Here is a 20,805-nt window from a genome sequence, read left to right on the forward strand (position 1 = left end):
GTTTACACACTTTCAATTGTGGTGGCTAACAAGTAACATAAGTCTCCTCATTTTATGATCATGGCCTTAGGAGTCCCCGCCGAGATGGCTGATTTAGACCAAGTATTAGCAGAAATTAGACGTGGTACCGATGAGATCCTACTCGAATCGGATCTGCTGGAAAAACTCAAAGAAGGACGTCCACTTCGTATCAAGTTAGGCGCTGATCCTACCGCACCGGATATCCATCTTGGACACACAGTAATTTTAAATAAATTAAGATTATTCCAAGAGTTAGGTCATGAAGTCATTTTCTTAATTGGTGACTTTACCGGTATGGTGGGTGATCCAAGTGGTAAAAACAGCACGCGTCCACCACTCACCCGTGAGCAAGTATTAGCCAACGCTGAGACCTACAAAGAGCAGGTCTATAAAATTTTGGATCCTGCAAAAACCCGTATCGAGTTCAATTCGAGCTGGTTAGAGCCATTAGGCGCAGCGGGGATGATCCGTTTAGCCTCGCAGCAAACCGTTGCCCGTATGATGGAACGTGACGACTTTAAGAAGCGCTATGCTTCGGGTCAGTCGATCGCTATCCACGAATTTATGTATCCACTTTTACAGGGTTATGACTCAGTTGCCCTGAAGGCTGACGTTGAATTAGGCGGAACCGACCAAAAGTTCAACCTGTTAATGGGCCGTGAGTTACAAAAAGCCGAAGGCCAAAAGCCACAAGCCGTGATTATGATGCCACTGCTTGAAGGTTTAGACGGCGTGAAGAAAATGTCTAAATCGGCGCACAACTACATTGGTGTGAGTGAGCCCGCCAATGAAATGTTTGGCAAGATCATGTCGATTTCTGACGAATTAATGTGGCGCTACTTTGAGTTGCTGTCATTCCGTCCTTTGGCTGAGATTGAACAGTTCAAACAAGATATTGCCAACGGTGCTAACCCTCGTGATACCAAGATTGCCCTCGCGAAGGAAATCATCGCGCGTTTCCACGACCAAGCGGCGGCCGAGAGTGCCCATCAAGCCTTTATCGACCGTTTCCAAAAAGGCGCTATCCCAGACGATATCCCTGAGGTTGAATTAGCGGCGGGTGAAGGCTTAGCGATTGCTAACTTACTTAAAGATGCTGACTTAGTGGGTTCGACTTCCGATGCGATGCGTATGATTAAGCAAGGCGCGGTGAAGATGGACGGTGAGAAGGTTGACGATAGCCGCATGACCTTAAGCGCTGGCACGGTTGCCGTATTCCAAGTCGGTAAGCGTAAGTTCGCTAAAGTGACTCTGGTTTAATTCGAACTATGTTAGTGCCGCTTGTGAGTGCTTATAAGGGTTAATAAGCACTTACCAAGCAAGTAAAAGAGCGCCTAAGGGCGCTCTTCTTATATCTGCATTTTATCTAGGCAATCGTTTAAGGTGCTGTGCTGGCCTCATGCTCGCCGATATTGCATCTGTCGGTACCGAAATGTTGGCTATCGCGACACTTCCACGCCAACTGAGCGGAATCCACTTGCCAGCGTTGGGCACTTTTCTTAAGCGACAGAATTAACAGCATTTGTGGGTGCTGCTGCGACAACTCGCTCACTTGATAGGTAAACACGCCATTTTTGGTTGGCTGAGTGCGGACAAGGGTAAACTTTTTACCCGCATATTGGCTGCTGATGGCGGTGGGATCTTCGCTCCAGGCTTGATGTTGCTCCTGGGCGGCCCGCAGTTGCTGGTTGAAATGGCTTACGGGTTGCACCGCGTAGGATACAATAATCGGCTGCTGCGCCTGTGTGTAGGGCGCGAGCATTAGGCCATTCAGGGCGAGTAGGGCAATCAGTCCAAACAACTTCATACAAACCTCATTGAAACGAAACGACCCGTGGGCAAAGGATGCCGCACCTCAGTCGTATTGACTCATTGCAGGTTTCGACTCGTTTTGAGGGCTCAAGTTTCAATAAAAGCTAAATTTTGTGACTACTGCATCGCTAATTGGTCTGACATAGTCTGGTAATCAATCAAATCCACATGCTCTGTGACCCTGTGATTACGCATATCGAGCTTAAGGCTGGTGACTCCAGGAATGGCGACATCAATAATTTTTCCGGGTTTACCAAACTGCTCGCCGGGTCCCTTAAAGTGATAGTTACCAATCATCACCACGAGGGAGCCAGCGTTATACATATGCTCGATATTGAAATCATATTCGAGCACACCTTCGTGAGCGCGCTCAAAGAAGTCGATAATAAACCGCCCCCCGGTGTATTTACGATTGGCGGTTTTATCGAAGAAGACGGTATCACGGTTATAGAATTTGCTGAGTGTCTGATAGTCGTGCTCTGTTAGCGCGTTCATGTATTTTACGGCTAACTGCTGTTCTGCTGGCATTTCCCCTGAGTTGGCGTGCACAGACGCAGGAAACAAGGCCGGACCCCAAATAAGACAGACTAAAAGACACAATATTCGCAAACTATTCCCTCTTGGTTTTGAGATCAAAGGCGGGTAACGACAAATGCCATTTGATGGCGCATAGACGAATAATTAAAGCGCTAGTCATAGCTAAAAATAGCGCCGTTTTTTCGCCCATACCGAAGGCTAAGCTTACGGTATAACCTATGCCACCAATAATTGAAGCCGTGGCATAGATTTCTGTGCGTAACACCATAGGGATTTGTCTGCACAGTAAGTCTCGAATAATGCCTCCTCCTACGCCTGTGATCAAGCCCATCACGACGGCAATCATGCCGCTGAGTCCCATATTGAGGGCTTTTTCAGCACCAATCACAGTGAACAGGGCCAAACCTAAGGCGTCGGCGACCGGTAGCGTATATTGCGGCATCTTGCGGGGACGGCGTACTAATAGCAAACAAGCCAATACTGTGGTGAGTATCACTATGATGTAGTTTGGGTCGCGGATCCAAAACACCGGCGTGGCGCCTATCAGCGCATCGCGAATACTGCCACCACCCACAGCTGTTACCGACGCGAGCACGATAACGCCAAAGGGATCCATACGGTGACGCCCTGCGGCTAAGGCGCCGGAAAGGGCAAATACCGCCGTACCACATAAATCGAAGAAGTAAATCCAGTGGCTCATTTACTCATCTCTTTGATGTGGATGTTCAGCGCGTCCACGGAGATACGAATTTCTATCACAGATAAAATCAGTGAATAGAGTAGCAGTAACAAGCTGGCACCGAAGATCACCGAGCCTGTTTTATTAAAACCGATATAGATAAAAATCATACAGAGTACGCACAGGGCAAAGCTGGATACGCCTGCCTCCTGCATGCGGCGAATAATTCGGATCCGTTGGCTTAAGTTTTTAATCTGATCCTTATGCACGGGTTTATCGCCGTTACTGAGCTGACGTATCAGTGCCGCCAGCGCAAAGAAGCGGTTGGTATAGGCAAGTAATAACAGTGAGATTGCCGGAAATAGCAAAGCGGGAGTTGTTAATGAAACATGCATGTTTTCGAACAAGATAAGTCAGCCTTTAACCTAATGTTAAGATTAAAGGCATCATATCACAGGGTTTGTAGCCAGCGTAAACCCGCCCAAATGATCGGAAGTAAGGTTATAAAGCTAAACCAGATAGCACAGGCCCGTGAGGTGAGTTTTACCGCAGGAGCTATTATCTCATGGCGCGGCTGTGGGCCATAGACTATCTTTGCCACATCAATGCGTTGCCCCGAAAACTTCTGCGGCCCACCCAATTCAATCCGTAAAATATTCGCCACTAAGGACACGCTCATCACATAACCCCGCAGGGCTGGATGATTTTTAGAGGTGCGAAACAATAATACCAAGGCTTTAGGGCCGCCCTGAATCGCAATTGATAGGCTCCATAACCAGGCGGGGATCGCCAGCAGAGCTGTGGAGATTAGGTGCACCGAACTGCAAAAGTGTTGGTACTTAGGTTGAATGGGCGGCCAACTGAGTTCGAGCTGTTTAATCATTCTGACTGCCAGCACCATAGGGGCGCCTGCGATCGCAAAGAAGAAGATAGTCGAGGCTGTGCCATAAATCGGCGCGGTAGCGAGCTTTTCTATCGTAGCCTTGGTTAAGCCGACTTCCGACAGATTATCCGTGTCACGGACAACCCACGGCTGTAATAGCTTTTTTGCGCTGGCATTATCCTCGCGCTTCAATGCCTTAGCAATTTCATCGGCGACTTGGCTAAAGCCTGCGTCGCTTAAACACAGATACAGGACTAAAAATTCAAAGAACCAAGGGAAGGCGGCAAGTTCAAGTAAAAACGTAATAATTGCCCAAAAAGGGAACACCAATAGCAACATGGCTAAAAAGCCCGCAGTTGCCTGTTGACTAGGCGCGCGCCCAGGGCGGTTGACTTTAGCGGCGAGCTGTTTGGCTAAGTGACTAAACCAAATTAGTGGCTGCATTTCCCTTGGCAATGGCGCTAAACGCGCCAGCAATAAAGCAAAGAAAAGTACCAAGAAGCCCTCAAACAAAGCGCCATCAATTTCGACAAGTTGTTGATAAAAAGAACTGTGCATCAGGTACTTTCCGCAATCATGCTTTAACCAATTACTTTACTGAGTTTGGATCTAATTGCTCAAGCAGCAACATCACCATTAGTGCTGAATGGTAACCTGCCTTCACAATGTAAGAATCGAAGTCGACTGGTGAGTCGTTGTTGGCATTGTCAGAGAGCGAGCGGATCACCACGAATGGTACACCAAACTGGTGACATACTTGGGCAATTGCCGCGCCTTCCATCTCGCAGGCCGCCATGGTTGGGAAGTGTTCCAACATGATCTTGGTGCGAACTGGATCGCAAATAAAGCTATCGCCAGTACAGATTAAGCCTTCAATCGCTTTCACTTCACCTAATTGTGCGATCGCCTTATTGGCGGCTTCGACTAAGTATGGCGCAGGAATAAACGCCGCGGGTTGCTGCGCCATTTGGCCAATTTCGTAACCAAATGCAGTGACATCCACATCATGGTGGCGCACTTCAGATGAAATCACGATATCGCCAATTGACAGTGAATCGACAAAACCGCCCGCAGAACCTGTGTTAATTACCGCATCGGGGGCGTATTTTTCAATCAGCAGTGTGGTGGCAATACTGGCGGCGACTTTGCCAATACCAGAGCGTGTTACCACTACGTCTTTGCCCGCTAAGGTGCCAGCGATAAATTCAATGCCTGCAATCGTTTGCGAAGAGGCGTTTGTCATAGCCGCAATAAGATGGGCAACTTCTGGCTCCATTGCGCCAATAATACCAATTTTCATGGGAGACCCTTTTGATTCTACTGAATGTGTGATGCCACTAAAGCGTGGGATAACAGAATGGCGGCTAATATACCACAGTTATGCTTTGGCGTTATTGTGGGATTGCGATTGCTTGATTGGGATAGGATAAAACGCAGGGCGGGCAAAAAAATGCGCACCCTAAGGTGCGCCAAAATTCACAAGCAAACGGTGGACCCGTGGGTACGGGTCCGAGACTCACAGGTACAGCGGTACAACTACAGCGGTACAACAAAAAACAATTAATCTAAGTAGTTAAGAATACCTTGCGCGGCATCACGTCCTTCGGCAATTGCGGTCACAACCAGATCCGAACCTCGGACCATATCGCCGCCAGCAAATACCTTTGGATTGGTGGTCTGGAATGGGTTATCGGCCTGTTTGCTGGCTTTTACTCGGCCCCATTGGTCGAGTTCAATGCCGTAATCGGCAAACCAAGGCGCAGGGCTAGGTTGGAAACCGAAGGCGATAATTACCGCATCGGCGTCGAGTAACTGCTCGCTGCCTTCAATCGCTTCGGCACGTTGACGGCCGCTGGCATCGGCTTTACCCATTTGGGTTTCAACGCATTCCACGCCCACTACTTTGCCATCCTGGGTTTTAATCGCCACGGGTTGACGGTTAAACAGGAAGTTCACGCCCTCTTCACGGGCGTTTTGCACCTCGCGGCGTGAACCCGGCATGTTGGCTTCGTCACGGCGATAGGCACAAATCACACTGCTGGCCCCTTGGCGCACGGCGGTGCGAACACAGTCCATAGCCGTATCACCGCCACCTAAGACCACCACGCGCTTACCGGCAAGGTTGAGGTATGGGGTGTCTGGATTACTGCTGCCCATCAGATGATGGGTATTGCCAATCAAGTAGGGCAGGGCTTGGTACACGCCTTGGGCATCTTCGCCCTCAAGGCCCGCTTTCATGGCGGTGTAGGTGCCCATGCCGAGGAAGACGGCATCGTATTCCTCAAGCAGTTGGTTAAAGGCGACGTCCTTACCGACAGTTACGCCCAGTTTGAACTCGATTCCCATACCTTCTAACACTGTGCGGCGAGTTGCCATCACGGCTTTATCCAGTTTAAAGGCGGGAATACCGTAGGTCAGCAGGCCACCAATCTGGGGATATTTATCAAACACCACAGCCTTAACCCCATTACGGGCAAGAATATCGGCACAGCCTAAACCAGCAGGGCCTGCGCCCACAATCGCGACCTTTTCCTTGCGTGGCGTGACTTTACTCATATCCGGACGCCAGCCTTGGGCTATGGCGGTATCGGTAATGTATTTCTCCACATTACCGATAGTCACGGCGCCAAAGTCGGCGTTTAGGGTACAAGCGCCTTCACAGAGTCTGTCCTGTGGGCAGACGCGGCCGCAGATCTCGGGCAGGGTATTGGTCTCATGGACTAAATCCGCTGCTTCCATAATTCGGCCCTGTTGCGCCAGTTTCAGCCAATTGGGAATATAGTTGTGCAGCGGACATTTCCACTCACAATAAGGGTTACCGCAATCGAGGCAACGGTCCGCCTGTTCAGTCACCTGAGCTTGAGCAAAGGGCTGATAAATCTCAATAAACTGAGTTGAACGCTTTGCTGCAGGGTGTTTAGTTGGGTCTTTACGACCCACTTCAATAAATTGAAAATCGTTACTCATCTGCTATTACCCCGCTTTAACTGCTAGTTCCGGGCTCGATTGCTCTAATTTGAGCAGATCTGCAACGGCGATATTTTTCGGTTTCACTAAAACAAAGCAATCTAACCAGTTGGCAAAGTCGCTTAAGATCATCTTCGCGTGCTCACTGCCAGTCTCGGCCACATGCTCTTCAATTAAGCCTTTCAAATGCTGTTGATGGATAGGTGACTCGAGTTTTTGGGTATCGACAAGCTCGTTATTCACGCGGCGGTTAAAGCGGCCAAATTGGTCGAAAACATAAGCAAAACCGCCCGTCATCCCCGCACCGAAGTTGACCCCAGTTTTGCCGAGCACGACTACGATACCGCTGGTCATGTATTCGCAGCCGTTATCGCCTAAACCTTCGACTACGGCAATGGCGCCCGAGTTACGTACCGCAAAGCGTTCACCTGCTTGACCCGCGGCGAAGAAGCGTCCACCCGTCGCGCCATATAGACAAGTGTTACCGACAATCGCGCTGCGCTCGCTCTGGAATGGGCTACCCAGCGGTGGATAAATCACAATTTTGCCGCCCGACATGCCCTTACCGACGTAGTCGTTGGCATCACCGCAGAGCTTAAGTTCAAGGCCTGGGCTGTTCCATACCCCAAAGCTTTGGCCTGCACTACCATTAAAGCTAAGTTTAATCGGTGCCTTAGTGCCTTTAACGCCAAGGGTGCTGGCGATATAGCCCGATAGGCGTGCGCCCACAGAGCGGTCGGTGTTGTTGATACTGTAAGCTGCATCGAAACACTCGCCCTTATCGACCGCACTCTGGCACTCGTTGAGCAAATGTTGGTTGAGCAAACCTAAATCCGCTGGTGGATTGGTTTCCTGCCACGTACGAGCCGTACTGGCTCTGACCTTAGGCTGATACAGAATTGGCGCTAAATCGAGTCCACGTTGTTTATCGGTCTGGCCTTCTAAGGTGTGTAGCCACTCACTGCGGCCCACTAAGTCTTCGAACTTGCTGACCCCTAGCGCTGCCATCCACTCGCGCACTTCCTCGGCGACAAACTCAAAGTAAGTCATTACTCGCTCTGGTAAGCCGTGGTAGTGGTTATCGCGCAGTTTTTTGTCCTGAGTTGCGACACCGGTTGCGCAGTTGTTTAGGTGGCAAATACGCAGGTACTTACAACCTAAGGCAATCATAGGTACAGTCCCGAAGCCAAAGCTCTCGGCGCCGAGTAAGGCCGCCTTGATAACATCGGTTCCGGTTTTTAGGCCGCCATCGACCTGCAAGCGGATCTTATGACGCAGGCCATTTTCCACCAGAGATTGATGTACTTCAGCAAGGCCGAGCTCCCATGGACTGCCAGCGTATTTCACCGAGGTGATAGGGCTCGCGCCTGTGCCACCATCGTAGCCAGAAATAGTGATCATATCGGCGTAGGCTTTTGCTACACCTGTGGCGATCGTGCCGACACCTGGCTCAGACACTAATTTCACAGAGATCAGTGCCTTGGTATTGATTTGTTTTAAATCGAAAATCAGCTGGGCTAAGTCTTCGATAGAGTAAATATCATGGTGTGGCGGTGGTGAAATCAAGGTTACACCTGGGCGCGCGTGGCGCAGCCCTGCAATTTCTACACTCACCTTATGGCCTGGCAGTTGTCCGCCTTCACCGGGTTTTGCGCCCTGGGCAACTTTAATCTGCAACACATCGGCGTTGACTAGGTAATGGGCGGTTACGCCAAAACGTGCCGAGGCAATTTGCTTAATCGCCGAGTTACGCTCGGTGTTAAAGCGACGCGCATCCTCACCACCTTCACCTGAGTTAGAGCGGCCACCTAAACGGTTCATGGCAATGGCTAATGCCTCATGGGCCTCGGGGCTTAGGGCGCCGATACTCATGGCCGCACTGTCAAAGCGCGGGAATAAGTGGCTGGCTGCTTCAACTTTATCCAGTTCAATCGCAGCTTGGTCAGCCTTAATGCCAATCAAATCCCTTAGGGTGGCGACTGGGCGGTTATCGACTAATTCGGCGAACTTCTTGTAGGTCGCAAAATTCTTGTCGATTAAGGATGCCTGCAGCGTGTTGACCACATCTGGGTTGAAGCAGTGGTACTCACCGCCATCCACGTATTTGAGTAAACCGCCTTGTGGTAGTGGCACATGGGCGCGGTAAGCGGCCTTATGCAGCAACGCTTGATCTTGAGCGATATCCTCAAAACTGGCGCCTTCGATGCGGCTTACCACGCCTTTAAAGCAGAGTTCAATCACATCGCTGGCAATACCAATGGCCTCAAACTGTTGGCTACAACGGTAGGAGCCAACGGTGCTGATCCCCATCTTGGACATGATCTTACGTAGGCCCTTTTCGATGCCGTAGCGGAAGTTCAGCATCAGCGCCGTGGTGTCGGTCAGTTGATGGCGTTTCGCCAGATCTGAGATTGATTCATACACTAAATACGGATAAATCGCCGTGGCACCAAAGCCGAGTAGCACTGCAAAGTGGTGCGGATCCCGTGCCGATGCGGTCTCGACAATGATGTTGGTATCGCAGCGCAGGCTCTTACTCACCAGCATTTGTTGTACTGCGCCAACCGCCATGGCCGCTGGAATGACCTGCGCCGATTTATCAATCGCACGGTCTGATAAAATCAGCAGTGTAGTGCCACTGCGCGCTAAACGTTCGGCTTCCGAGGTGATGCGGCGGATAGCGTGTTCTAAGCCTTCCTTCGGATCGTAGTTTAAGTCGACGATATTGGCGCGATAGTAAGTACTATCTAATCCGAGTAATTGATTGAAATCACTGAATAATAATATCGGTGAGTTAAACATCACCCGATAGGCATGACCAGTGGTTTCATTGAAGAGGTTTTGCTCGCGGCCGATGCAGGTCGCCAGAGACATCACGTGCTTTTCACGCAGCGGATCGATAGGCGGGTTAGTGACTTGAGCGAATTTCTGTCGGAAATAGTCATAGAGCGAGCGTGATTTTTTCGACAATACGGCCATTGGCGTATCGTCGCCCATGGAGCCTGTCGCTTCTTCGCCTTGTTTTGCCAGCACCCAAATCACTTGTTCAAGCTCTTCACGGGTGTAGCCAAATTGCTTTTGGTATTGCAGCAGTTGCTCTGGGCTTAATTCGCTAGCGCCATGTTGCTCCGTTGCCAACTGCTCGGCAGGGATCAGAGTACGGCTGTTTTTGGCCATCCACTCTTTATAGGGGTGACGACGCTTTAGGTCGTTATCAATTTCGAATGACTGATACAGACGGCCATTGAGAGTATCTAGCACTAACAGCTCACCCGGGCCGACACGGCCTTTTTCAATCACTTCATCGGCGGCGTAGTCCCAAATGCCCACTTCGGAGGCGAGGGTTAAGATACGATCTTTAGTGATCACATAACGAGATGGTCGCAAACCGTTACGATCGACCGCGCAAGCGGCGTGGCGACCGTTGGTCATGACGATACCCGCTGGACCATCCCAAGGTTCCATATGCATGGAGTTAAAGTCATAGAAGGCTTTTAGCTCATCATCCATCTCTGGGTTACTTTGCCATGCTGGCGGAATAAGCAAACGCATCGCGCGGTATAAGTCCATACCGCCTGAGAGCAACATCTCGAGCATATTATCGAGAGAGGATGAGTCGGAGCCTGTTTCATTCACAAAGGGTGCCGCCTGTTGTAAGTCGGGCAGTAGTGGTGAATTAAACTTGTAGGCACGGGCACGGGCCCATTGGCGGTTACCAGTAATAGTGTTGATCTCGCCGTTATGGGCAAGATATCTAAAGGGCTGAGCGAGTGGCCATTTAGGTGAAGTATTGGTTGAAAAGCGTTGATGGAATAAACAAATAGAGCTCTTCAAACGGATATCGGCAAGGTCGGGATAGAATGCGGGCAAGTCGGCAGGCATCATCAAGCCCTTGTAGACTATGACTTGGCCTGAAAGACTCGCGACATAAAAGTCTTTATCGTCAGTAATTTGTTGCTCTAATCGGCGGCGGGCCATGTAGAGGCGACGCTCAAGATCTTTCTCACGCCAGCCAATCGGGGCGTTGATCAGTACTTGATAGATTTGCGGCAGGCTCGATTTACCAATCTCACCCAATACCTCTGGATTGACGGGGACTTTACGCCAACCAGCAATACTTAAGGTTTCACGCTCAAGTTCGCGTTCGAGAATAAACTTGGCTTGGTCGGCCAGTTCTTCATCTTGGCTTAAAAACAACATGCCCACGGCGAATTTGCGGCTCAGGTGCCAGTCATTTTCCGCGGCAACGGCTTCAAAAAATTGCAATGGTAGCTGCATTAATAAACCACAGCCGTCCCCAGTTCGACCGTCAGAGGCGATACCGCCACGGTGTTTCATGCGATCGAGGCCATGGATGGCGGTGCGCACGATACGATGGCTGGCTTCGCCATCCATTTGTGCTATCAAGCCAAAACCACAATTGTCCCGCTCAAAACTGGGATGATATAAGCTCATACAAAAACCTCCCTTGACCTCAACGAAATTACTACTCGGGGAGAAATGTAAAGACTTTCTATAGATATGCACCCGAACCACCCAAATTATCCTGAGATTAACCAAAGGTCAAACCAAAAATTTGCATAAAATATGGGTATTCATTCATGTTTCATACACAAAACATAATTACTTGACGTTAACGTCAACTGATTAAAGTGCTGTATAACATTATGAATAAAAAGAATTTTAAAAAATGAAAAACGATGGGGTTACTAAAATGTAACATTGAGGGCGATTGTTTTTGATTTAGAAATAGTGATTTTTATTGCAAATACAGTGGTTGTATAAAAATATAAAATAAGTGAATTGTTATTCTGTTTGCCTGTGAGTGGAATCACGGAGTGTAAAGACACTGTGAGCAATGACTAAGGTTTTGAGCTTTGACGCTGTGAATCTAACGGGAGTTTGATTTACCACCAAGAAAACCATGCTTGCTTTGTTTATCATGAGTTTTTTCATCTAAACACACGTCTTTACTCCTTCTTTTTTGTGATTTTATCTTGGTTAATTTTAATGAAACGACATGAAATTTGGCGGGCGAGCTAATGGGGCTCGATGCATACGTAAACACATTCGGTGCCGTGTGTAAGGCTAAATACGGCGAGCGCTTACGCAAGCTGACTATCGATGCCAAATTCACTTGCCCTAACCGCGATGGCACTCTGGGACGTGGCGGTTGCACCTTTTGTAATGTGGCGTCTTTTAGTTATCAACAGGCGGAAACGCTTAGCATCAGTGAGCAGCTCGAACAAGGTAAAGCCCGATATAAAGAGGCGAAACCTAAGCTGAATGCAGACAAGTTTATTGCGTATTTTCAGGCCTATACGAGCACCTATGATGAGTATCAAGTGTTAATGGCCAAATACGATGAAGCGGTCAAAGACAGTGAGATTGTAGGTTTGTGTGTCGGTACGCGTCCCGACTGTGTGCCAGACAAGGTTCTCGATTTATTAGCCAGCTACCAGCAAAAGGGCGTCGATGTCTGGTTGGAGCTTGGGCTACAAACCGCCAACGATAAGACTTTGCATAAGATTAACCGCGGGCACGATTTTGCCTGCTATTGCGATACGGTTGCACGGGCCAGAAGCCGAGGCCTAAAAGTCTGTACTCACCTTATCTTAGGCTTACCCGGTGAAACTCACCTCGATTATATGGCGACACTGCAAGCAGTGCTGGCGCAGGGCGTCGATGGCTTAAAGCTACATCCATTACATGTCGTCGAGGGCAGTACGATGGCGAAGGCTTGGCGCGCAGGACGCTTGCCATTGCTCAGTCTCGAAGAGTATGCCGCTTGTGTCGGCGAGCTAGTTCGCCATACGCCTAAAGAAGTGATTTTTCATCGGGTGACCGCCTATGCGAAAAAACCAATACTGCTCGCGCCAGAATGGTGCGGTTATCGTTGGAATGGTTTAGTGGCGATAGTTGAAGATCTTAAGCGTAAGGGTGGACAAGGGGCTGCATTAGCGCGACCATAATAGCCATATAGCATGAAGGGATTCATTTGCTATCGATTTATCGCTGAGAGTGTTTGATACAGTTGATTTTTTGTTAAATAAAACTTCTTTTGACCACAAATGCTGCTATAAGTTGCACTGACAATTTTAGTGGGTATCATGTCATAAACTTGTTTTAAGCATTGGACTACTTAAGGGAGGCCTAGATGGCCACAGTTGAATTAGAAACAATCCTAGATCTCAATACGTTAGAACAGTATTGCAGTGCGATTGGTGCCGGAACTCTGCTAAAAAGCGTGGTATTATTTGAGCAATTAATGCCTGAGTACGTAGGAAATCTAGTCAAGGCTAACGAAGCTGCTGATAAGGATACTTTATGCTCTGAAGCCCATAAGTTTAAAGGTGCTGCAGGTTCCGTTGGTTTAAAACGTATTCAGCAAATTGCCCAGTTACTCCAACATGGCGAAGAAGCGAGCTGGGAAGCTGAACATGGGACTTGGGTTGCGCAAATTGTTGAATTTGCAAGTGCCGATCTCCAACAATTAAAGCAATTCCTACAGGCGAAAGCCTAGTATGTACGATGGAGGTGCAGCTTCAGGTTGCACCTCGATAACCTCAGTTCCAGTCTTTATCCCCTCCGTTTGTTCTCTGTAAGCGCTCTCTTACGTTTTCCTTTGATTGAAAATCGATTTTGCTCACATAATTGAGCAATTTAGCCGCGTTTTTGTTGATAACTTATGCTAGAGTTGATTAAATTTATTAATTCATAACCTTAGTGGCAATCGATTAAATGAAAAATTTACCTAGCCTCAAAAATCTATACTACTTGGTGAATCTTCATCAGGAGCAGAATTTTAACCGCGCCGCTAAGGTGTGTTTTGTTAGCCAATCTACGCTGTCGAGTGGGATCCAGAATCTTGAAGAGCAACTTGGTCACCAGTTAATTGAACGTGATCACAAATCCTTTATGTTCACCGCAATCGGCGAAGAAGTGGTGCAACGTTCTCGAAAAATTCTCACTGACGTGGATGACTTAGTCGAATTGGTGAAAAATCAGGGCGAACCCATGACGGGGGATATTCGCTTAGGCTGTATTCCAACTATTGCGCCGTTTTTATTAAGCAGCGTAGTCAAACAATGCCAGCAAGCCTATCCGGCGATGAGTCTATTGCTCAAAGAAGATACCACAGAGCGTTTGCTCGATGCCTTAGGTAAAGGGGAGTTGGACTTACTCATTCTCGCCTTACCCGTGGATACCAGTGGTTACCACAGCATGAAAGTGGGAATAGACCCCTTTAAGATGGTGATCCATAAAGACTTAGTGGGTGGTATTCATCAACCTATCGACTATCAGACACTGCCCGATGAGAGTATCTTCCTGCTGCAAAGTGAACACTGCATTACAGGGCATGCGATTACGGCTTGTCAGTTGGGTGATAGCGCGAAAGTGAATCCCTTTGCCGCGACGAGTCTGCACACTTTAGTGCAAATGGTGAATAGTAAATTGGGGACTACCTTTTTACCGCAAATGGCGATCGATGCGGGCATTTTAAATGATACCGACCTTGTGGTGATGACACCGCCCGGTGAAGCGCCCTATCGCGATATTGGCTTAGTTTGGCGACAAACAACCAGTCGGATTTTGACCTTCCGTACCTTAGGTTTGCTTATCCAAAAGCTCTTAAGCAAAGAAATGGAATAATCGTTGTAATTTTTACGAGTGAAAATAAAGAGTTCAGCAGGTTAAAACAGAGAGTTTAACGAGGGGAAACACCAAACACTTCAATCGAGTGTTGTTTCCCCTTTAGTTTGACTGGACCCAAATTGGTTAAGCGGTATTCGCTATTGGGATTGTCGAGCCTACCCGCCAGCGCACCAGAGATCAGCATGCGTTGCCCCAAAGGATTACACTGGTCTTGAAGTCTGGCTAAGGTATTTAGCACATCACTAAAGAAGCTAATTTCTTGTTTTTGCACTCCAACAACTGCAGCAACCACTTGTCCACAGTGCGCCGCCGCCTTAAATTTAGGAACAAACCCATAGTGCTCTTCAAAGTAACGTCGCTGCCAATTTAACTGCTGGCTAAATTCAAAATAGATATTCATGCAGCGGTCGTGCACCACGCCTTCTTCTAACGGCCAGTGGATCAATACGGCATCGCCCATATAACGGTAAATTTCGGCTTCATTATTGGTCACAGTATCGGATAGCAGGCTAAAGCTGTCTTGAATCAGACGGCTAAAACGGTAATCTCCGAGGGACTCAGCGTGGGTTGTCGAGGCAACCATGTCTAAATAAAGGAATAAACGTTGTTCGTATCGCGGTTTATGGTACTTACCTAAACCAATGTTGAGCAAAATACGTGGCCCAACCAAGAGTGCCATTTGTTCGACAAAGGCTAAGCTGACGCGCACGACGACTAAATAGACGATAAGTGCTTGGAAGGAAGGACTATAGAGAATATGCGCCGTGAGCATTTGTCTTAGGGTTGACATATGGTTTTCAATGGCCCACATATTCAGGAACTGTGTCATATAGGCTAAGGTTGTTGCGCCAAGCAATAGAAATAAGCCTTTAAAAATGACTGAAAAAATATAAGGGAGGCGATTAATGGCGCTAAAGTCTGTGATTAGGTTAGACATCCAATGTAAGCTGCCAAAGATGATGCCCATGTAGACTGCAAGCGTCGCGAGATCGGCCGAACCAACAGCCCATTGTGGTAACTCTGGCGACTGTGCATATCGGAAAAACACGAATGCAGCCATGGCTATCGCCCAAGCTAATATCGCAAAAAGAAGTTTTTTCGCTTGTCTACGTGCTCTCACAACGGGTTTTGTATCCGAATACGACGGTATAATTCAGGATGCCGTAGTTTATAGAAAATCATCACTAGAGTGCCAGTGATATTTGTGATCTGGATCAATCCAACGTTATATAGCTACGAAAATTTAACCAAATACCTTATTTAATAGCATGGCGGTAAAAGCGGTCTTTAAATAGAAACCCCGTGGATTGGTCATTTTTAAGCTGCCGTCTTCGGTAATACTTTGAGTTAACGCCTTACTGTTGGCGGCTTTAGGGCGCAGTTGCAACACTTCGCCATGCCTTGCGGTGAGTTTTTCCACTTTACCTAAGGCGATAAGTTCCATTATCTCCTCCCAATCCTGCTGCAGTAATCTTTGTTCTTGGAGATCGGGTTCCCACAATATGGGGGTGCCCACTCTACGATCTCCCACAGGAATATGCCGCTCACCCTCAACGGGTACCCAGAGTACACGCTGCAACTTGTGACACACTAAGCTGTCTTGCCAGGTTAAGCCTTCGATATTAGTTAGCGGCGCCACACACACATAGGTTGTTTCTAGTGGCTTGCCTTTGCTATCGATGGGAATGGTTTTTAGCTCAACACCGAGGTGGAGAAAATCCTGCTCGGGTTTTGAACCAGCAGTCGCACCCAACTCCATTTCAATGAGTTGTCCGACCCAACCCTTATCTCGCTTCAGATCCTTAGGCACAGCAATCCCACGGTGAGCAGCAATTTGAGCCAAAGAGGTGCCGGCCATCATATTGGCGCGCTCGAGCAGTTCGCTCAAATTTTGAGGGGGGATTATCGGTTTCATAGGCGAATTTTACTGGAAAATAGGTGCTTAGCAAATAAGGTTAAAAATTGGGCAGTTAAAAATGGATAAATTTATTCAGAGATGGTTTAGTTTAAGTTATTGATTTTTAAGTTGGTTAATGGATTTTGGCCAAATTAACCTTAAAGTGTCCAAAGTTACTCTCGGCTTTCCCTTGCGTTTCTCACATATTTATCCACAGATATTATGGATAACTTGCAATTCTGTGGGCTTTAACCGATTAAAAATCGTGAGTCAATGGTGAAATGTGGCATTTTTCCACGGTAATGTGGGTAATTTAGGGGGTGCTCTGTGTATAACATTTTAGTGTTACTAAGAGGGAATGACAGATTTTATTTTTGGTTAAAAAGTAATCTTTTGTGGTTTTTGATAGTTTTCCTTAAATAAAAATAATTTCAACTATATGATATTTTTATTTTTAATTTGTTTTTAGGTTAATTGGAGGGAGAGGGATACTTGCTACTTTTTAAACGATATACCCAGTTTACTCGGGTTTCAAACAGAGATATCCACAGAAAATGTGGATATCCCCAAGTAAAAAGCACTTGGATTGTTGATAAAAGAATAAGTAGGGGGAATTTATCCAAAAAATAGCTGTAAATAGAGGTTTGCTGAGAGACTGGCTTTGTGAAACAATCAGTTTATTAAAAGTTATCCTTATTTGGAGTCCATGTGATTGATAGCGACGGCTTTCGCGCAAATGTGGGCATAATAATTTGTAACAGATACGGTCAAGTGATGTGGGCCAGACGATTCGGACAACATTCATGGCAATTTCCTCAGGGCGGTGTAGATGATGGTGAGTCGGCCGAAGAGGCGATGTACCGTGAATTGTATGAGGAAGTTGGCTTAAGACCCGAGAACGTCACTATATTAACTTCGACCCGTTCTTGGTTGAGGTATCGCTTGCCCAAACGCTTAGTGAGGCAGGACAGTAAGCCTGTGTGTATTGGTCAAAAGCAAAAGTGGTTTCTGTTACAACTCAAAAGCCAAGATAGTGCGATTAATTTAAGTTCTTCAGGCCACCCAGAGTTTGACGATTGGCGTTGGGTAAGTTATTGGTATCCCGTGAGGCAGGTTGTCTCATTTAAGCGTGATGTTTACCGTAAGGTCATGAAAGAGTTTGCGGTAACGGCATTGTCATTCCAGACCCAGGAAATTCCAAGGAAGCGGGTAAGACAAAAGGCAACGGGCTGATTTTCAAAAGAGGATTGAAAACAGTGTTAAATACGCTAAGGGATATTACACAAGCTGTGGCATCCGCCCACAGCTTAGAGACCGCATTAGAAGTCCTAGTTTCATCGACCAAGGCGGCGATGGAAACTCAATGTTGCTCAGTCTATATCCTAGAGCAGCAAGAACTCGTTTTATCCGCAACCGATGGACTTGAAAAGTCTGCCGTTGGCCGTGTACGTATGCCGCTAACTCAAGGTTTGGTTGGCTTGGCCGCCGAACGTGAAGAAGCAGTAAATCTTGCCGATGCCCGTTTGCACCCACGCTTTAAACTCTTCCCCGAAGTCGCTGAAGAAGAATACCGTGCCTTTTTAGCTGTGCCCATAATTTACCAAAAAGCCGTCGTCGGCGTAATTGTGGTACAGCAGGCCAGCGCGCGACAATTTAGCGAAGGCGAAGAAGCCTTTTTAATGACCTTGGCCGCGCAGCTCGCTATGGCGATTCGAGGGTTAAAGCAAAAGGCACAGGTCAGCTCGCTGCATCAACAGATTTTATTTCAAGGCACCTCTGCATCCAGCGGTATCGCTATTGCCCACGCTTTGGTACTCGGTGGCGAGATCTCCCTAGAGCAGCCCGATGTACGCTGTGAGGATATTGCCCTCGAATCCAACCGCTTAGTGGCGGCGATGGGACGTTGTAAAGAGGCTATTGGTGCCTTATCCCAACGTTTCGACCGTGAGCAGGATGAGGAAGTTGCCTCAATATTCAACGCTTTGCAGCTGCTGCTTGATGATGCCAGCCTAGGTGGCGAATATGCCCGTGAGGTGCAGCAGGGCTGGGAAGCCGAATCGGCGGTCAGCCGGGTTTCGCTGCGTTATATTCAACAGTTTTTAGCGATGGAAGATCCGTACCTCAAGGAGCGGGCGAGTGATATTCGTGACCTTGGGCAAAAGGTATTAAGGCAGTTAATCGAACCCGAGCGTTTAGAGCTTGAACCCGATAAGCCGGTGATTCTAGTGACCCGGGAAGCGGATGCCACCATGCTCGCCGAATTCCCTCGACAAAAATTAGCCGGGATTGTCACTGAACTGGGGGGCGTTAACTCCCATGCGGCCATTTTAGCGCGCGCACTGGGCGTTCCTGCGATTACTGGCGTCGAGCAGTTGTTGTCGGCCGATATTGACCAGAAGCTGTTAGTGGTCAATGCCAGCCGTGGGCAATTAATGGTGTCGCCATCGCCTGCAATTGTTAGCGAATACCGCAGTTTGATTTCGGCGCAAAAGGCATTGCAACGCCAATATGCGCAGGAGTTAGCCCTGCCCTCGGTTATGCTGGATGGTGTGCGTATTCGTTTGTGCCTTAACGCTGGGTTACTGAGCGGTGTCGCCTCTGAAATTGCCGAAGGTGCCGATGGTATCGGGCTGTATCGCACTGAAATTCCTTTTATGTTGCAGCAGCGTTTTCCGAGTGAGTCCGAGCAGGTAAAAGTCTATCAGCAGGTGTTATCGGCGGCATCGGGACGCCCTGTGGTGATGCGTACCTTAGATGTGGGGGGTGATAAGCCGCTGCCTTATTTCCCGATCAAAGAAGATAACCCCTTCTTAGGCTGGCGTGGTATCCGTTTATCATTGGATCATCCGGAGCTATTCCTCGTGCAGTTAAGAGCAATGTTACAAGCGGGCGCAGAGGGTAAGCAGCTCAGTGTTTTACTGCCTATGGTCAGTAACTTAGATGAAATTGACCAAGCTTTAGCCTATCTAGAGCAGGCCTATGTTGAACTTAAAAACGATGTAAACAATCTGATTGAAATGCCGCGCATTGGCATTATGCTCGAAGTTCCAGCGCTCTTATATCAGTTAGATGAAGTGGCAAAACGCGTCGATTTTGTGTCGGTCGGTAGTAACGATTTGACCCAATATTTACTCGCGGTTGATCGGAACAATCCACGGGTAAGTTCCTTGTTTGATAGTTATCATCCTGGCATTCTTCGGGCACTGCACCAGGCTCGGCTCGATTGCGATTATCATCAACTCGATATCAGTATTTGCGGTGAATTAGCTGGCGAGCCCATGGGGGCTATTCTGCTGGTGGCGATGGGATACGATCAATTGAGTATGAACCAAGGCAGCTTAGCGCGGATTAATTACCTGCTTCGCCGAGTGTCCCGCGCCGATTTGACGCAGCTCTTATCGCAGGCCTTAAGTCTGTCGAACGGTTTCCAAGTGCGTGAGTTGGTTAAAGAATATTTAACGCAGCAGGGATTAGCCACAATTCTTAATTAACTAATCGCGCCTTTTGCTTTAAGCTAAGGCTTCACTTAATCACGCTGTAGGTACCCGTGTGGATAGTTTGCTGTCGGTGTTCTTTATTTGCTTGGCTTTAGGCGCGTTTGTCGGTTTTATGGCGGGGTTATTGGGCATTGGTGGTGGCTTAATTGTCGTGCCCGCACTGCTTTATATCTTACCTTCGGTTGGCATCACTTCGGCTCAGTTACCCCATATTGCGATTGCCACATCTCTTGCGGCGATTATTTTAACCTCGATTTCTTCTGCCAGAGCGCACCATAAACGCGGTAATGTGCCCTGGGGATTGTTTCGAACCATGTTTCCGGGGATTATTCTCGGCGCCTTAATGTCAGGCTTTATTGCCGAACAAATCCCTGCGGCGACCCTCAGACAAGGGTTTGCGATATTTGTGATGTTAATGGCGATTCAAATGGCATATCCCTTTAAAACTGAATCGAACCGAGAACTGCCAAACTCGATGATTTTGTTTGTGGTGGCTGTGATTGTTGCTGCGATTGCAGGATTAATGGGGATTGGCGGCGGCGTCTTGTTAGTGCCTTTTTTAACCTATTTTGGTTTACAGATGCGCCTAGCGGTGGGATTTTCAGCTGCGACCGGATTATTAATCTCCTTGTCGGGCAGCTTAGGGTATATAATCGCGGGCTTTAACGCGCCGGATCTCCCTGAAGGTACCTTAGGGTATATCTATTTACCTGCGCTGTTTGGCTTAATAATAACCTCAATTTTAATGGCTCCAGTAGGCGTTAAGGCGGCAAGCACTTGGCCTACCTCAGTCCTTAAAAAAATATTTGCACTTTTACTTCTGTGTGTCGGTCTCAAATTAATTCTGAGCTGATGT

At 48.0% G+C, this 20,805-nt stretch carries 17 protein-coding genes; 7 read left to right on the forward strand and 10 right to left on the reverse strand.

Going from position 1 to position 20,805, the window contains the following annotated elements; genetic code table 11:
- Positions 1-84 precede the first annotated feature (84 nt).
- Positions 85-1,281: a tyrosine--tRNA ligase gene (tyrS, locus tag SHD_RS08705; protein WP_011626902.1), complete on the forward strand. Its 1,197-nt coding sequence runs from the start codon at positions 85-87 to the stop codon at positions 1,279-1,281.
- A gap of 118 nt (positions 1,282-1,399) precedes the next feature.
- On the opposite strand, the gene SHD_RS08710 is transcribed toward tyrS, so the two are convergent.
- The 8 genes from SHD_RS08710 to gltB form a co-directional block, all read right to left on the reverse strand.
- Positions 1,400-1,828, reverse strand: a complete 429-nt coding sequence (locus tag SHD_RS08710) for a hypothetical protein (protein ID WP_023266768.1) — start codon at positions 1,826-1,828, stop codon at positions 1,400-1,402.
- A 122-nt stretch (positions 1,829-1,950) separates the two neighbouring features.
- Complete coding sequence (locus SHD_RS08715) at positions 1,951-2,442, reverse strand: nuclear transport factor 2 family protein (protein ID WP_039977932.1); 492 nt, start codon at positions 2,440-2,442, stop codon at positions 1,951-1,953.
- Position 2,443: 1 nt separating this feature from the next.
- Positions 2,444-3,070, reverse strand: coding sequence for a trimeric intracellular cation channel family protein (locus tag SHD_RS08720; protein WP_023266770.1), 627 nt, complete (start codon positions 3,068-3,070; stop codon positions 2,444-2,446).
- Positions 3,067-3,444: a DUF2721 domain-containing protein gene (locus SHD_RS08725; RefSeq protein WP_011623626.1), complete on the reverse strand. Its 378-nt coding sequence runs from the start codon at positions 3,442-3,444 to the stop codon at positions 3,067-3,069. The genes SHD_RS08720 and SHD_RS08725 overlap by 4 nt, the downstream gene beginning before the upstream one ends.
- A gap of 56 nt (positions 3,445-3,500) precedes the next feature.
- Positions 3,501-4,490, reverse strand: a complete 990-nt coding sequence (locus SHD_RS08730; protein ID WP_023266771.1) for a cobalamin biosynthesis protein CobD/CbiB — start codon at positions 4,488-4,490, stop codon at positions 3,501-3,503.
- A 31-nt stretch (positions 4,491-4,521) separates the two neighbouring features.
- Positions 4,522-5,232, reverse strand: coding sequence for a 5'-methylthioadenosine/adenosylhomocysteine nucleosidase (locus SHD_RS08735; protein ID WP_023266772.1), 711 nt, complete (start codon positions 5,230-5,232; stop codon positions 4,522-4,524).
- 260 nt (positions 5,233-5,492) lie between these two features.
- Entirely contained in the window at positions 5,493-6,899 is a 1,407-nt protein-coding gene (locus SHD_RS08745; RefSeq protein ID WP_023266773.1) for an FAD-dependent oxidoreductase, read from the reverse strand.
- 6 nt (positions 6,900-6,905) lie between these two features.
- Complete coding sequence (gene gltB, locus SHD_RS08750) at positions 6,906-11,354, reverse strand: glutamate synthase large subunit (protein WP_023266774.1); 4,449 nt, start codon at positions 11,352-11,354, stop codon at positions 6,906-6,908.
- Positions 11,355-11,941: 587 nt separating this feature from the next.
- Between gltB and SHD_RS08755 the strand changes: the two genes are divergently transcribed.
- The 3 genes from SHD_RS08755 (at position 11,942) to oxyR (ending at position 14,552) form a co-directional block, all read left to right on the forward strand.
- The gene (locus SHD_RS08755) at positions 11,942-12,871 is read left to right on the forward strand and encodes a TIGR01212 family radical SAM protein (protein ID WP_023266775.1); all 930 of its coding nucleotides are present in this window, start codon (positions 11,942-11,944) and stop codon (positions 12,869-12,871) included.
- A 185-nt stretch (positions 12,872-13,056) separates the two neighbouring features.
- Positions 13,057-13,422 carry an Hpt domain-containing protein gene (locus SHD_RS08760; RefSeq protein ID WP_023266776.1) on the forward strand — a complete coding sequence of 122 codons (366 nt, stop codon included), beginning with the start codon at positions 13,057-13,059 and terminating at the stop codon, positions 13,420-13,422.
- Between the two features lie 218 nt (positions 13,423-13,640).
- A complete protein-coding gene (gene oxyR, locus SHD_RS08765; protein WP_023266777.1) occupies positions 13,641-14,552 on the forward strand; it encodes a hydrogen peroxide-inducible genes transcriptional activator OxyR in 912 nt (303 codons plus the stop codon).
- A gap of 55 nt (positions 14,553-14,607) precedes the next feature.
- Here oxyR and SHD_RS08770 read toward each other — a convergent pair whose 3' ends face one another.
- Both SHD_RS08770 and mutH read right to left on the reverse strand, forming a co-directional pair.
- Entirely contained in the window at positions 14,608-15,675 is a 1,068-nt protein-coding gene (locus SHD_RS08770; protein WP_023266778.1) for an adenylate/guanylate cyclase domain-containing protein, read from the reverse strand.
- Between the two features lie 123 nt (positions 15,676-15,798).
- Complete coding sequence (gene mutH, locus SHD_RS08775; RefSeq protein WP_023266779.1) at positions 15,799-16,470, reverse strand: DNA mismatch repair endonuclease MutH; 672 nt, start codon at positions 16,468-16,470, stop codon at positions 15,799-15,801.
- Positions 16,471-17,160: 690 nt separating this feature from the next.
- Here mutH and rppH point away from each other — a divergent pair.
- Genes rppH through SHD_RS08790 form a run of 3 tightly spaced genes read left to right on the forward strand, consistent with a single transcriptional unit; the run spans position 17,161 to position 20,802 of the window.
- Positions 17,161-17,685 (forward strand): RNA pyrophosphohydrolase, encoded by a 525-nt coding sequence (gene rppH / locus SHD_RS08780; RefSeq protein WP_039977936.1) that lies wholly within the window; start codon positions 17,161-17,163, stop codon positions 17,683-17,685.
- A gap of 23 nt (positions 17,686-17,708) precedes the next feature.
- Positions 17,709-19,943 (forward strand): phosphoenolpyruvate--protein phosphotransferase, encoded by a 2,235-nt coding sequence (gene ptsP, locus SHD_RS08785; RefSeq protein ID WP_023266781.1) that lies wholly within the window; start codon positions 17,709-17,711, stop codon positions 19,941-19,943.
- 58 nt (positions 19,944-20,001) lie between these two features.
- Positions 20,002-20,802, forward strand: a complete 801-nt coding sequence (locus SHD_RS08790; protein ID WP_023266782.1) for a sulfite exporter TauE/SafE family protein — start codon at positions 20,002-20,004, stop codon at positions 20,800-20,802.
- The last annotated feature ends 3 nt before the right edge of the window (positions 20,803-20,805 follow it).

The sequence above is a fragment of the Shewanella decolorationis S12 genome, assembly GCF_000485795.1.
Taxonomy (GTDB): Bacteria; Pseudomonadota; Gammaproteobacteria; order Enterobacterales; family Shewanellaceae; genus Shewanella; species Shewanella decolorationis.